The 16,084-nt window shown below is 55.3% G+C and carries 3 protein-coding genes; 1 reads left to right on the forward strand and 2 read right to left on the reverse strand.

All coding sequences use genetic code 11. From position 1 onward, the window contains the following. The first annotated feature begins 2 nt into the window (after positions 1-2). Positions 3-1,151, forward strand: coding sequence for a galactonate dehydratase (dgoD, locus tag AC58QD_RS23335; RefSeq protein ID WP_497337411.1), 1,149 nt, complete (start codon positions 3-5; stop codon positions 1,149-1,151). 296 nt (positions 1,152-1,447) lie between these two features. On the opposite strand, the gene hisC is transcribed toward dgoD, so the two are convergent. Together hisC and AC58QD_RS23345 are read right to left on the reverse strand one after the other, a co-directional pair. After that, entirely contained in the window at positions 1,448-2,569 is a 1,122-nt protein-coding gene (hisC, locus tag AC58QD_RS23340) for a histidinol-phosphate transaminase (RefSeq protein ID WP_497337412.1), read from the reverse strand. Between the two features lie 218 nt (positions 2,570-2,787). Then, positions 2,788-16,065, reverse strand: a complete 13,278-nt coding sequence (locus AC58QD_RS23345; RefSeq protein WP_497337413.1) for an S-layer homology domain-containing protein — start codon at positions 16,063-16,065, stop codon at positions 2,788-2,790. Positions 16,066-16,084: the final 19 nt, after the last annotated feature.

Genomic DNA, 16,084 nt, shown 5'->3' on the forward strand with positions numbered 1-16,084 from the left:
GAATGAAAATCACAAAGCTTGAATTATTCAAGGTTCCACCGAGATGGCTGTTTCTCAAAATAGAGACAGATGAGGGGATTTCAGGTTGGGGAGAACCCATTGTCGAGGGAAAGGCAGAGACCGTTAGAGCTGCTGTAATGGAGATGAGCGAGTACCTCATCGGCCAAGATCCTATGCGAATTGAGGATTTGTTCCAAGTGTTGTACCGGGCGGGCTTCTACCGTGGAGGGCCAATATTGTCAAGCGCTATCTCTGGAATCGAACAAGCCTTGTGGGATATCAAAGGCAAGTTCTACAACGCGCCTATCTATGATCTGCTTGGCGGAGCTTGCCGTGATCGCACACGGGTGTATTGCTGGATCGGCGGAGATCGGCCAAGCGATGTTGGCGAAGCGGCCAGGCAACAAGTAGCTGCAGGCTTCACCGCAGTCAAGATGAACGCGACTGAAGAAATGCATTATATCGATTCGTTGAGCAAAGTGGACGAGGCTATTGCGCGGATCGCTGCTGTACGCGAGGCTGTCGGTAAGGATGTCGGTATCGGCATAGATTTCCACGGGCGGGTTCACAAGTCGATGGCCAAAATAATCGTCAAGGAACTCGAGCCCTACCGCCCTATGTTTATCGAGGAGCCGGTGCTGCCGGAGAACAATGAAGCGCTGCGCGAGATTGCCCGTTATACATCATGTCCCATTGCTACTGGTGAACGGATGTATACAAGATGGGGCTTCAAGGAAGTGCTGGCGCAAGGCTACGTGGATATTATCCAGCCCGATGTATCGCATGCCGGGGGCATAATGGAGACCCGTAAAATCGCCGCTATGGCCGAAGCCTACGATGTTGCTCTTGCCCCGCACTGCCCGCTTGGCCCAATAGCACTTGCAGCTTGTCTACAAGTGGACACGTGCTCACCGAATGCTTTCATTCAAGAGCAAAGTCTAGGCATCCACTATAATCAGGGCAGTGACCTGCTGGATTATTTGGTCGACCCTTCCGTATTTAATTATAAGGATGGTTTTGTGACGAATCTGACTGGCGCTGGCCTTGGTATCGAGGTGAATGAAGAGAAGGTGCGCGAGATGGCTCGCATCGGACACAACTGGAAAAATCCCGTCTGGCGTCAAGAGGATGGCACAGTTGCAGAGTGGTGATTGTGTAACTGAGGATGAATGTGAAGACGTGAGCCTGTGTGTAAATAACTTTAGTTGCTTCAGATACAATTAAATGTGTGTCTTCAGCCGTTGAGCCAATTTAGTTGCCCGAAAAGCAATTAAATTGGCTCTTACAGTTTAATTGCAAGTAGACATCAAGATTAGTTGCTTTTTCAGCAGTTATTTGGGCAAAAATCGGTACGCTTCACGATTAACTGCTTTTTCAGCAACTATTTCGGTCAGCAGCCTCGGCCTTTCGCTTCGGTCTCTTCAACAGGGCAGCAGTTATTTACAGCTTATCTGGATCCTACAGAATTCCACAGTACATTCTCCAGCACTTCAAGCAGCTTATCATTCTCTTCACGCGTCCCCACTGTTACACGGATACAGCGAGGTAACCCCCACCCCTTTCCATAACGGACAATAACGCCTCCCTGCATCAACCGCTCATACAGAGTAAATGCTTCGTCTCCAAGCTCCACAAGGATGAAGTTACTCATGCTCTCCATGTAAGTCAGTCCGAGTCTGCCAAAAGCAGCATATAATCGCTGACGCTCTCCGACCACCAATTCTTGCGATCTCCGCACATGCTCATCATCCCCAAGCGCTGCGACCGCTGCTGTCTGGGCCAACGCATTCGCATTGAAAGGCTCCTTCACCTGCATAATGCTCTGGATGATTGTGGAATCCGCAACTCCATATCCTACTCTAATCCCAGCCAGTCCGTATATTTTGGAAAAGGTTTGCAGCACCAACACCGGATATCCTGCCTTTACGAATTCCAGACCATTCGTATAGTCGCTCGCATCAGCATAGTGACAATAGGCTGCATCCATCACTACTAACACACGCTTGGGAAGTGTATCAAGAAGCAGCTGCAGATCCGATTTCGATAAATAAGTGCCAGTCGGGTTGTTAGGTGAACAAAGATAGACGATCTTAGTCCTCTCTGTAACTGCATCCGCAATAGCCCTCCAGTTATATTGGAAGCCATCCTCAAGCTGTACTCCCCTAACAATGGCCCCCATCAAGAGAGCCCCAAACTGGTATTCCGTGAAGCTTGGATCGGGTACGACTACCTCATCGCCCGACTCCAAATAAGCCTCAGATACGAGTGTGATTAACTCATCCCCGCCATTGGTTACAATAATTTGCTCTGGTGTTAAGGCCAGTTTAAGCGCTATGGCATTCTTGAGCTCATACGATTGGGCATCCGGATAACGATGTAAGTCTTTTAATGAGGACGCCATTGCTTCAATAGCTTTAGGAGATGGGCCAAGCGGATTCTCGTTAGAGGCCAGCTTGATCACCTCAGTCAACCCCAATTCCCGCTGTACCTCCCAGATCGGTTTCCCAGGAGAGTAGGGTTCAATTTGTTGTAATGCACTTCTTGCTTGGATCTCAATTGGTTTGGACATGGATGGTAGTGCCTCCTAGGAAAGAAATCGCATTTCACTTCAATACAATAATACAATAACGCATTGCTGTAGTAAAGTATTTTTATTTGTTAGCTGTGAACATTATTCATAGTCGTTCTTGCTCTTTCACTAATATAAGTAGCAAGAAAAAAGATGCCAACCTAACTCCCTCAGGGAGTCAGTGTGGCATCTTTGTGTTTACCTAACGTCGACCAATATTAAATCAAGCCTGATTGTTGCAATAAACGTTGCACGATGACCGCTACTTCCGCCCGGGTCATGTTGTCCCCAGGCGCGATCTCACTCCCGCTCCTGCCGGATACGAGCCCTGCCTTCAGACTGGCCGCAATGCCCACTTTGGCATAATCCGACACGAGGCCTGCGTCCGCGAAGCCGGCCAGCATGCGGTCCGACTCGCCTGCCGACAACGCTGCATCCAATCCCGTAAGCTTCATTGCTCTCGCCATGATGGTCATAGCCTGCTCGCGGGTTAGCTTGTCCGCCGCGCCGAAGCTTCCGTTCTCATATCCGGCAATCATACCAAGCTCGTATGCCGCCTTGATGTACGGCGAGTACCAGTCGGTATTTTTTACGTCCGAGAAAGGATTTCCGCCCAACTCCACCAGCAATCCCAAGGCTTTCACTACGATGGCCGCGAACTCTGCGCGGGTAATGTCGCGGTCAGGCTCGAACAATCCGCCGCCCACGCCACCGACTACCATACGGGAGCCCATGTCGTTCACCGTGTCTTTCGCCCAGTGGGTTGCGACATCTTTGAATCTTGTCGACTGGTGCACAAGCGCATACGTACCCTTGCTCTCAAAGCTGCTGATTACGGCGTACGGCTTGCCGTCCGCATACTTGATCTTCGTGGGCACGTGGCTTATGGTTCCGTCTTCTCTAACGACAACAGCGGTCGTTATGTCGGACACGGGCAAGCCTTCTGGTACAGCGACCATTCTTTCCACATAGGAATCGAAATTGTCGAGCTCGCCCGTCTTCTCGCCGTAAGCGTAGAAAGCTTTAAAGCTTGCCGACTGCGTCAGAACCGTGAAGCCGCCATTTCTTGCCGCTTCGGCAAGAGCGTCTGCTGCTTCGAGCCCGGCCGATTGCATTTCGATCCGTACCTTGATATCCTTCAGCGCTACCTGTTTTCCTAGCTGTACGGATATCGCATCCACATCAATCTGCTCGGCCGGAATCGTATAGGCCGCCGTAAGAGTCTTCACGATGAGGACGGCGTTTTTGGCTTCCATTTCCTTCACAAGCTCTCCGCTGAGCTCCCCTACCGATACATCGGATGCGGATTTGAACAGGATCGTAACTTCCGCTTTACCGTTTTGCTGCTCCATCAGCTTCTTCATGATCGGCTCGTTTACGGCGATCGTGGTCGTCGAAGTGCCTCCTTGTGTCACGGACGTCTCCGTTCCCGCCTTCTCCGCTTTGCCATTGATCAGCACTTCCGCGTTGGCGTCGCTATCAGGCTTCGGTGCGATCGGTCCTCCCGGAACAGGAACCGGAACGAAACCACCGCCGCCGGAAGGCAGTACTTTCTTGTACGTAGCTTTGAAAGGCTCACTGTCATTTTTACCCTCTAAGACCGTGATCGCTTTGACAGTAGTCGTTTCGCTAACCGCAATCGGATTCGTATACAAGAGCGCATTCTCTGTTGGCTCTTTGCCGTCGAGGGTATAGTAGATTATCCCTTCGTCTTCGGCTGTCTGAAGCGTAACTGCAGTGTCCTTCGTGAACTCCAAAGCGGTGGAACTAGCCGGCTTCGCAGCCGTATCCGCGTACAAGACCGGTTTCCTGCCGATCGCGATACTGCGGATTTCGCCAGCTTTCGTTGCCGTAACGACAGTTTCGCCATTTATCTCTTTAGTCGACCAGCCGATGGACGCATCGTCGGTCTTCGTATAGGGTTCCGTTACTCGATAAGCGGTATCATCGGCACTTAATACTACCGCCGAGGCAGACAGCACGCCATCAAGCGTTCCGGCGAAGTGAGCCAACTGAGGATAAAAGCCTCTCGACGCGTTCCAGACCGACGCATCGAGTCCTGTCGGTAATACGCCACTCACCAACGCATCCGTCTTCATTCCTTCCGCTCCGGACGCATCGCGCTTCACGCGGTCGCCGCCCTCGTTATAGTAGGCCGTATTTCGCTGCAGCATTTGAAGATCGAACACGTTGTCCCGGAGCGTCGTGTCTGGGCCAACCTGCCCTGCAATACCGCCAACGAACGATTTTCCTTTGACGAGTATTCCATCGATGCCGGCTGCAAGCTGTCCGGTGCTCACGGTATTGCGGATGGAGCCTCCTGGCGCATATCCGGCGATGCCGCCTGCCCTTGCCAACTCCTTGCCGTCCGCAGCTACGGTTCCCGAGTGGTAGCTGTTCGCAATGGCGCCGTTATTCTCTCCCGCCAGACCGCCGACGTTGGACTCCTCGGAAGCGATTGTTACGTCCGAATACGAGAAGCTTTGTTCAATCGATGCGCCCGCAGCATTTTTGCCCGCTATGCCGCCCGCCGTAATGCCGATCGACGGATTGGAAGCGCTGATAGTGACTTTGCTGAAGGACTTGACGATTTGCCCGGCATTGATCCCTGCAATACCACCGACAACGGCCCCGTCTCCCGCAATCGAGCCTTTAACCGCCGAGTTGCGGATCACACCTTCATTGTACCCGCTTATACCGCCGACAAGATCTTTGGCCGACAACGTGAGCGACATGACAGATACGCCGTCCATCGCCCCGCTGTTCGTGCCTGCCGCGCCACCCACATAACGGATCCCGGTTGCCTCGACCTTGGCTAGCGATGCGAAGGCGATATCGGCGCTGTTGTCTCCGGCAATGCCGCCTACATAATTGTTGCCTTTAACCGTGATTGCGCCGCCCTCTTTCAATGAAATGGACGTCCCTGTCGATTTGCCTGCGAGCCCGCCGACATAGTTCCCGATAAGCGACGTTACCGTCACTTCGCCGACTTTGTCCGCTTCGATGCCGCCCTTGGCAACGCCGGCGATACCGCCGATGTGGTTGCCCGTTCCGGTTACGTTAACCGAGGCGGTAATTGAGATTTCTTTGAGATCCCCGTTGCCGAACCCGACGATACCGCCAATATGGTTATCGCCGTTCATCGTAACGGCAACGATTGTCGCCTTGGTCACACTCGAGGTTTCGCCAACCAGGCCGCCGGCGAATTCCGTCGCCGTCACCTTGATGCTGCCCGCTGTCGCCTCGGCGATGTTAGCCGCTTGGCCGGCAACACCACCCGCGTACTTTTTGCCTGTGACTTCGACGTCTCCAAGGGCTGCGCGGACGACGTCCTTCGCCGCTTGGCCTGCTACTCCGCCAGCGTAGTCGCCTGTTGCCTCGATTACCGTTTTTCCGGTCACCTTCACTTCTTCGATGCCATCCGAAGTCTTTCCGGCCAGGCCGCCGACATATTCGGCGCCCTTGACCGTGACGGAAGCGAGCTCGATATTCCGGATAGCCGCAGCGGTTTCCCCTGCGATTCCGGCTGCTTTATTGTTGCCTTCGACGATGACGTTCCTTGCCTCTACGCCATTGATCACGCCGCTCGTTTTCCCGACGATGCCGCCTGCGTGATCGACCGCCTTTACGGTCACATCCTGCAGCGACGCCTGCGATACGGTTGCTGCTTCCGCCGCCAGTCCGCCCGCCGCATCGCCCGTTGCGGTGACTGATACTGGGCCGGTTACTGTGACTTCCGTCAACTCGCCCGTGGCGATGCCGACAACCCCGCCGATAACTGTGACGCCGTTTACCGTAACGGCCTCAATCGCCACTCTGGATACATTCTCGGTTTCACCCGTCAAGCCGCCGGCGAATTCATTCGCCGTTACCTTGATAATTCCCACCGTAACGTCGGCAATGTTCGCTGATTGGCCGCTAACTCCACCCACGTGCTTCTTGCCCGTGACTTCGACGTCTCCGATGACTGCGCGAAGGATGTCTTTCGTCGATTGGCCCGCTACTCCACCTGCAAAGTCTCCTGTTGCCGCGATTGCCGTTCTCCCGATTACCTTCACATCCTCGATGCCCTCTAAGGTCATTCCAGCTATACCACCCACATATTCGGTGCCTTTGACCGTGGCAGAAGCAAGCTCGATGTGCCGAATAACCGCTGCGGTTTCCCCTGCGATGCCGGCCGCTTTCTTGTTACCTTCGACGGTGACGTTCCTTGCCTTCACGCCGCTGACGGTACCGTTCGTTTTCCCGACGATGCCGCCTGCATAATCGGCCGCCTTCACAGTCACATCCTGCAGCGACGCTTGCGATACGGATGCCGCTTCCGAGGCAAGTCCACCTACCGCATCGCCCGTTCCGGTTACCGATACCGGGCCAGTTACGGCGATGTCCATCAGGTCGCCCATAGCGATGCCAGCAATCCCACCGATTTTGGTAACGCCGTTCACCGTAACGGCTGCGACCGTCGTCTTGGTCACGCTCACGGTTTCGCCGGCCAAGCCGCCGACGATTTCCGTCGCCGTTACCTTGATGCTTCCCGCCGTTACGTCAGCAATGTTCGCCGCTTGTCCAGCAACGCCCGCTGCATACTTTTTACCTGTAACTTCGACATCTCCAAGAGCTGCGCGGACGATATCCTTCGCCGCCTGCCCCGAGATGCCTCCTGCGAAGTCGCCGGTTGCCGCGATTATCGTCTTCCCGGTCACCTTCACGTCCTCGATGCCTTCCGTGGTAGTTCCGGCCATGCCGCCCACATATTCGGCGCCCTTGACCGTAACAGAAGCGAGCTCAATGTTTCGGATGGCCGCAATTGTTTTCCCAGCGATGCCAGCTGCTTTATTGTTTCCTTCAACCGTGACATTCCTTGCCTTTACGCTGCTGATGGTGCCGTTCGTTCTCCCAACGATGCCGCCTGCATGATCGGTCGCCTTAACGGTTACATCCTGCAGCGACGCTTGCGATACGGATGCTGCTTCCGACGCAAGTCCACCTACCGCATCGCCCGTTCCGGTCACCGATACCGGGCCGTTCACAGCGATGTCCGTCAGGTCGCCCATGGCGATGCCTGCGATACCGCCGATGTTGGTGTCGCCGTTCAGTGTGACGGCTGCTACCGTCGCCTTGGTCACGCTCGCGGTTTCGCCAACCAAGCCTCCAGCGAATTCCGTCGCTATTATCTTGATGCTTCCCGCCGTTACGTCAGCAATGTTCACCGCTTGGCCGGCAACGCCACCAACGTGCTTTTTGCCCGTGACTTCGACATCTCCGAGGGCTGCGCGGACAACATCCATCGCCGCATGTCCAGCTACTCCGCCTACGTGGTCGCCAGTTGCCGCGATAACCGTTTTCCCGGTCATCTTCGCGTCCTCGATGCTGTCCGTGGTCGTTCCAGCTACGCCGCCGACGTATTCGGCGCCATTGACCGTAACGAAACCAAGCTCGACGTTGCGGATGACCGCAGTGGTCTCGCCCGCAATGCCCGCAACTTTGTTGATGCCTTCGATGGATACGTTTCTTACCTTCACGCCGCTGACGATACCGTTCGTCTTCCCGACGATGCCGCCTGCTTGATCTCCCGCCTTCACGGTTACGTCCTGCAGTGACACCTGCGATACGGACGCCGCCTCCGACGCCATTCCGCCTGCTGCATTGCCCGATCCGGTCACTGATATCGGGCCGGTTACGGCAATGTCCGTCAGGTCGCCAGTGGCGATGCCTGCGATACCGCCGATGTTGGTGTCGCCGATCAGAGTGACGGCTGCAACTGTCGCCTTAGTCACGCTTGCAGTTTCGCCCGCCAAGCCGCCGGCGAATTCCACCGCCGTCACCTTGATGCTTCCCGCCGTTACGTTGGTGACATTAGCCGCTTTGCCGGCAATTCCTGCAACATATCGTTTGCCCATTACAACTACTTGGCCTACCGTGATGTTTTCGGCATCCATCGTCATCTCACCAGCGATGCCGCCTGCAAAGTCGTCCGCCGCCGTGATCGTCACGTTCCCGGTCTTAACGGCCGTAAACACGCTTTCCGTATAGCCGGCTATACCGCCAACATGCCGATTGCCCGTCACTTCCCAATCGCCACCGTCCTGCACAGCAATCGTCGCGCCTGTCGCTCTACCCGCGATCGCCGCCACATAATTGCCCGTAGGCGACGATACACGGATGGTGCCAGTTTTCACCAGTGCAACGGCTCCGGAGACATCGCCTGCAATGCCCCCGATATAATCTCCCGTTCCGGTTACGAGAATAGTTCCAGCCGAGGCAATGTCTGACAAATCGGTCGCGCTATGGCCAGCCAAGCCTCCGGCCAGGCTCGTTCCCGTTACTTCCACGCCTTCAATACCCACTTTAACGATCGTACCTTCATTGCTTCCCGTTAAGCCTCCCGTGTACGCCGCGAAACCTTGCACCTTCCCATTCACGATGTCTACCTGATTCAACACTGCTCCAGGCCGATTGACGCCCGCCACAATACCGGTGTAAGTCCCGCCAGTCACACGTGCATCTGCAAACTTCACATGGGCTACGACCCCGCGATTTTCGGAAATAAAGCCGTACTTATTATACTGATCGGCAAAATAAGCAAGTCCCGAAATCGTATGACCAACGCCATCAAATTCGCCCGTAAAAACGGCAATCGTCGTCCATAATTTACCATATAAACCGATGCTCTCGGTAAGCGTGATTTTGCCGACCGGCGGCTTCACTGTCGATGTCCGGTCGAATAACCGATAGAAGTCCAGATCGTTGTAAAGAAGCGCGATTCCCGCCAGTTGTTCTGCACTTCCCGCTGTAAATGCGGAATCCGCTTTTGTATGATGCTTCACGTACGAAAGGTCGGGCGCAAAAGCCCAGTTCGTCACATGAACGAGAACCGGCTCATTGTGGTTCACGCCATCCGCATAGCTCCACAAGGAAGCGTTTGTCGAGAAATCCCAGTTGTCCAGCTTGCTCCGGCTCGTAAAGTCTGATTTTTTGACCGTTTGCCCGCTGGTTTTGTCATAATTGATCGGCGCCAGAACACCCGTGTAATAGGAGTCCGTAATTATTCCGTCCTGAAAGTTATAGCCGATCAGGGCGCCCATGTAGGAGTTCGCGCCGTTCGCTTTGGCCAGCACGTCGGATACACTTTCGTAAACGCGATTCAGGCTGCCGTTGTTATAACCGGCAAAGCCGCCCGCATAGGAGCGGGTGGCGCTGTGCGCTCCGATTACGCTAACAGTATCTTGCGCCGCATAGGCGTCTTCGACGATGCCTCCGTTGTTGACTACAGCCGCAAACCCGCCGCCTCGTGCATCGAACGCCGTGTTCGACACATCGCCTGATGCGTATGCTTCCTTGATTGTGTACCTGTTGACCGTTCCGGCAAACCCGCCTGCATAAGCGCCTGCTTTCCCGGCAACTTTCAGCGCTCCGTCTGCATAAGCCTGTTTGATAAGCCCTGCTGCGCTGTCGCCCAGCAAGCCTGCAAATCCGCCTGCATAAATCGTGTTGTACGGATTGATGCAATTGACCTCGATCAGTACGGACGCGGACGATTGCAGGATTTCCGTTGCATCGGCTGTACCGGCAAAGCCGCCGACATGCGTGGAGGACGTAACCCCCGCTTTGGTTGCTGCACTGCCGATCGATATTTTTCCGTTGTTCGTCGACTTCGCCCGGGTGTAAGCCATTTTGCCACCCGTTGCTTGTCCCACAATACCGCCCGCATGGTAAATGACACTCGTATCGGCTTGTATGTCGCTTTCTGCGCTCGTATTAACGATGATGCCGTTGCTTGTGCCGGCGATTCCGCCGATCGCAGCCGTCTTGACCCCGGTTACGCGCAAGGCTGCCGACGTCGTCGAATTGTAAATCGAAGCCGATTTGAGCTTTCCGGCGATTGTTCCTGCGTAAATGTCGGCCGCATTGCCCGTGCCTGCGACTACGATCCGCTTATCTTGAACGAACGCATTGTAAATGCCAGGATAAAACGGGATGAAATAGCCGAAATCCAACGAAGCATCGGGATTCGACGACTCTGCAACACCAGCTACACCGCCAACCGAGCTTTCACCCGACGTCGTAACTACGGTAATCGCCGGTACGACCTCCGTACTGTAAATGACGGAATTGAAGCTGTAGCCGGCTATTCCGCCTACCTTCACATCATTCGCGGCTACGTTCGCCACCCCTCCGAATTTGGCATGGGCGAGGGCTGCATTCGCGAGCTTGCCCGCTATACCCCCAAGGACACCGCTGTCGTTTGTTGACAGAACCGCGTTCTTGACGGCAACCCCGTCGACGTCGAACTCGTTCACGCCCTTGCCCGTTTTCTCGCCGATGATGCCCCCGACGATGCCGAAGCCTTGGATATTGACGGACCCGGACACATTGAACGCTTCAACGCTGCTGTTTTTGACGGTTTGGCCCACGGCCGATTTGCCTATGATTCCGCCCGTCAAGGATTGCTGTCCGGTAGCTTTTATGCTGCCGTCCGTAAATGTAACCGTCAGGCCGTCCGCTGCTCCTGATATATAGGAGCCTACAATACCGCCGACGATGCTGCTTGCGCCCGTCGTTTTCACGGTACCTTCCGCTTGTATGGTTGCGGAGAGCGTTGAGGCATTGCCTGCCTGTCTGCCGATCAAGCCGCCAGCAATCGCCTGTTCGCCCGCAGCCTCGACGCTTCCCTTAATCAGCGTTGCGGTAGCGCTGCTGATATCGGAGATATTGTCTCCAATCAGGCCGCCAACGATAGCATTGTTGGCGGCACTAACGATTTTGCCGCCCCCTTGGGAAGTCAAGGACAACTCCCTCACCTGTCCTGTGTTCTTGCCTGCAATACCACCGACCAGCGTGCCGCCGGATACTTTGGCGCCGCCTTGCAGCGTTACTTTTACAAGGAATACGTTCCCTTTGTTCCATCCGGCTAGAGAACCTGCAAGCTGGCTTCCGGCTACCGTTACCGGCTCCAGGTTGACTTGACTTATCGTCGCTCTCTCACCGATTACGCCGAATAATCCTGCGTAAGGACTTGCCGTTACTTTGAGTCCGCTGATCAGATGATCATTTCCGATAAATGTCCCTTCAAAAGCTTGCTCTTCCTTATTGCCGATCGGCACCCACTGCGTGGATTGCATATGAATAGGTGCGACGACTTCAAGAGTTCGGCCCTTGAAATCGAACCGGTCGACCCCAATCACCGTCCCGTTGACGAGACCCGCAAGCCCCGCCAACTCGGCTTCAGTCTTAATCACGAAGCGGATGGCCGAGCGATCCTTCGTGTACCACATTATGTTCATGCTCACATCGCTGCCGCCGCCTCCCGGATTGCCACCGGTATTGGCGCTCATGTTAAGCTCCGGATACGTATAGGCCGCATTGGGTGAACCGTATTTCCATGCGGTGTCGCTGAAGGTCCAGCCGGACAGCGCCTGGAACATATCGCGGTCTGCCAACGATTCCGCGAGAATCGGACTAAGCCGCCAGTACAAGTTAAGCTCGTAATACGTGCCGCCGCCGAAATCGAGCAAGCCGCTGTTGATCGCTTTGCTCTCATCTTTCACATAGTACGTACGGGAAATCAGCTCTTTATCGGCGTTGTCGTAATAGCCCGCAAAACCGCCTGCCAAAGCGCCGTTGCCGCCCGTTACTTCGCCAGCGGAGTAGCTGTCCGCTACCGTACCGGTCGTCAGACGGCCAATCAACCCTCCGGCATAGGTATGCTCGCCGTCTGCCGCAACACCTTTGGCCGCGTAAGCGTTGCCCAAGGTCCCGGAGTGATCGGCGATCAAGCCGCCGACGTAGGTGTAAGCTCCGTTTGCCGTTACTTTGGCTGCAGTGAAGCTATTGGCTACGGTGCCGCTGTTTTTGCCGACCAAGCCGCCAAGCAGGGCGTATTTCCCGCTTGCTCCGAAAGCGGATCCGTTCAGGTCGGTTTCTAGATAGGATGCGATAATGTTCCCCTTATTTTCGCCGACAATCCCTCCGGCTACTGTCGCTTCCCCGCCGATCGTAAGGATCGCATTCGAATACGTGTAATAAATCGTCCCCGTGTTTTTGCCTGTCAGACCACCGACGATACCCTCGTTACCATGCGATATGACGGGTACCTTGTCCGCGATGCTGATGTTTGCCAGGATCGATTTGTTTATACCGATCATGCCGCCTGTCACGGAAGACGAAGCATGTGTGGTAATTTTGCCGACGATGCGGCTGTTCTGAACAGTGCTGACCGCAGATTCGATTGCTGCCGCATCCGCTTGTCCGTCTCTTGCATCGTTTATGCCGATCATACCGCCGATCGTTGACGACGATGCCGAGCCCAGGACGATCATATTCAAGGATTCGATATAATTTTGCGTAATGATAGCCGTTTCGGTCCCTTTGTTATAGCCCGTTATACCGCCTGCTACCGAATTGCTTCCGCTTATCGCGAGACTCACGTTTTGAGCAAACAGCTTCTCGAGCTTACCTTCAACATTTATTCCGACCATACCGCCTGCATACAAGCCGGTTGCCGTATTGGCGGCGGACAGTGTCAGGCTGTCGACGTTGAAACGGACGGCATCGCCGTTTATTGTAATACGCTCGGCCCGACCTGCGATACCGCCTGCGCTGGAATCGGCGCCATTGACCGACAATACAGCGTAGTCCGGCTGCTGTGCATACAGCTTCGGTTGTATGATGGCGGCATCCTGCATGCGGCCGACAACCCCGCCGACGTCCGAACCCGCTCCGCCGACCGTCAACGTCGGGCTTTCCACCACTGCGTTTTCAATCGGCGCCTTGTTGCTGTCCCCGACAACGCCACCGACTTTGGCGCTGCTTGCTTCGGCCGTCGTCGTAATAAGGATGTGTTTGACATTCACATCCGTACCGTTTCCTTTTATAGCGCTATTCTCGGCATAACCTGCAATGCCTCCGACAGCCGAATCTTTCCCTTTGACCGTCAGCTGCGAATTTGCCCCTTCCCCGGCGTACACCTTCGGATTGATCAAATCCGCTTGCGTATACCCAGCCAGGCCGCCTGCATATGCGTTTGCGCCGTTCGAAGTAATATGGACCAGTTTCGTCTCGCCACCTGTGATGATTGCCGTATTATTCCCGGCCAATCCACCAATTTTGCTTGCGGGACCGCTGGAAGTGATCGTAATCGTATCGGCGAGCAGGTCGGACATAGCCGCTCTATTGTCACCGACTATACCTCCGATCAAGGAATTCTCACCTTCCGACATAATCGACACTTCCGATACAGGAAGCAGCGCGTCTCCAGTCAAGCTTGCACCGCTATAGCCCGCCACGCCTCCCGCTTGGGTATCCGCTCCCTTCGCAAGCACCGTCACCTGTTGAGCCTTCACGGGTGCGGAAGCCGTACCCAAGGTGACATTCGCGGACGCACTGCCTGCCAAACCGCCGATTCGGACGCCACTTGCCCCCGCTTCAGAAGTCATCGCAATTTTGTGAACCGTGCTGGAACTGATCAGCAGCGCCCCGTCGTCCGCTCCTACGATGCCGCCTGCAGCAGTATTGCCGGAACGGACTGTGAAGGTGAGACTATTGCCCGCGAAGGCTGCGTCACCGACTGCCGCACGGGAAATTTCGCCCTTTGCTTGACCCACAATTCCGCCCACGAAGCCGTTCGCTCCCTTGGCATCAAGCGTGACATACTTCACCGTGGCCCCAGTCGCTTGACCGCCCAGATAACCGGCAACCCCGCCGACATTTCCATCCGAGGAAATGGTTGCAAAGCTGCTGCCGGTATTGCCCACTGCCGCTCCCGCTATCGTGCCGCCGCCGACATAGCCGGCAACCCCGCCGGTGTAGGCACCGGCTCCGCCCGCTACGGCAATCGTGCCATTAAAGACCGGACCCGCTATCGTGCCGCTGCCCGGATAATAGCCAACAATACCGCCCGTGTACACTTGACTGTCGTCACCGGATGCTGTGGCTGTGACCGTAATCGTGTTGGCGAAAAGCTCGCCCGCGAAATCGGCGTCGCTGCCCGAAACGTTGCCAACGTACCCACCCGTATAAAGCCTCTGCGTTCCGCTTACGGCAATATCGCCTTTGCTCTGCACATTATTCGCTGCTTTGGCATAGGCTTTGTTCGAAATGATGCCGCCTGTGTACACATCCGCCACGCCCGCTACCGTAATGGCTCCACTGTTGACATAGGCGTTGTTTGCCGTACTGCCCAATACGAACCGGTTTCCAGCGAATCCAACAAGCCCGCCCGTATAGACGCGGTCGGCCGTACTGGCCACCTGCAGGGAAGCCGTGTTTTTCGCAGCGCCGTTGAACGTGACCGTTCCCAACACTTTTCCGATAACCCCGCCCGTATAAATGTCTTCCGCTCCGCTGGCGTTTATGACGCCGCCGTTCATGAAGCTTTGTCCCAAGCCGAAATCGCCACCCACATTGCCGGCAACGCCGCCGGTATACGTGGACGAGCCGGCATGATTGACGATCGTGCCGCTATGGGTGAACGGAATGTTCACCACAAGCGATTGCTCGAAGGAGCCGGCAAGGCCGCCTGCGAACGAGCCGCTCGCGCCCGGAGCGGAAACCTGGATGCTTCCGGCATTCGTGGTTTGATTGGAGAACGTTACCTGAGCCGCAGCCGTCGCTCTTCCCAGAATGCCGCCGCTGTACGTGCTCTTGTTGTTGTTGGCCGTCAGCGTACCGCTATTGTGGATAACAGTGTCTTCTTCCGCCATGTTCAGCTTGGTGTCGGCCAAGCCGACAAGTCCGCCCGCGTAAGCTTCGTACACGCTGCCAGTTACCGTAATCGCGCCCTTGTTCGCGGCTTTCTTCATCGTCAAGCCGTCTGCGCCGTAAGCAGCCGCCGTAATGCCGCCGGCAACCGCTTTGCCCGATACGTTCAAGACGAGCGCTCCGTTATTCAAGACATTCGATACGATGCCCGAACCGTTGCCGATAATACCGCCGACGTAGGCGTCGGTTGCCGTGTTCGCCTGAATAGAGACGTTGTTCGTTATATTATAGATGATGCTGTTGCGTTCCATTTGGCCGGCGACGGCACCGACCCAGACAGCGTGGTTGGCGGATACCGCAATGGTGCCCGACAGATTGAAGCCACCTACGGTCGCTCCCTCTATATATCCGAAAAGGCCTGTATGCGGATAATCGCCGTCGATGTTCAGGCCGGAAAGACTGAACGTCTGTCCGCCCTTTCCGACCAAGGTCCCCCGGAACGAATGAAGCCCGCCGCCGATCGGTACCCATTTGTGCGCGGATAAGTTAATATCCGTACTTACTTCGAGCACCCTTTGGTCAAAATCGGTCACGCCACTGTTGACCAGCTTTGCGACACCTGCAAGCTTCTCCGGACTATCTATGGTGAATGTTGTGTAATTCGGATCGTACCAAGCCGTTTCTGCGCTATTTTCCCAGGTATCATTGGTGGCACTTACGATTACGGCCGCAATCGATACCGAGAGAAAGAACCCAGCGAACAAAATCAAGCTTATCGTTTTTTTTGTCAACCGCATCTTACACCATCCTGCTCTA

This window comes from Paenibacillus sp. J2R1T-4 (assembly GCF_059692235.1).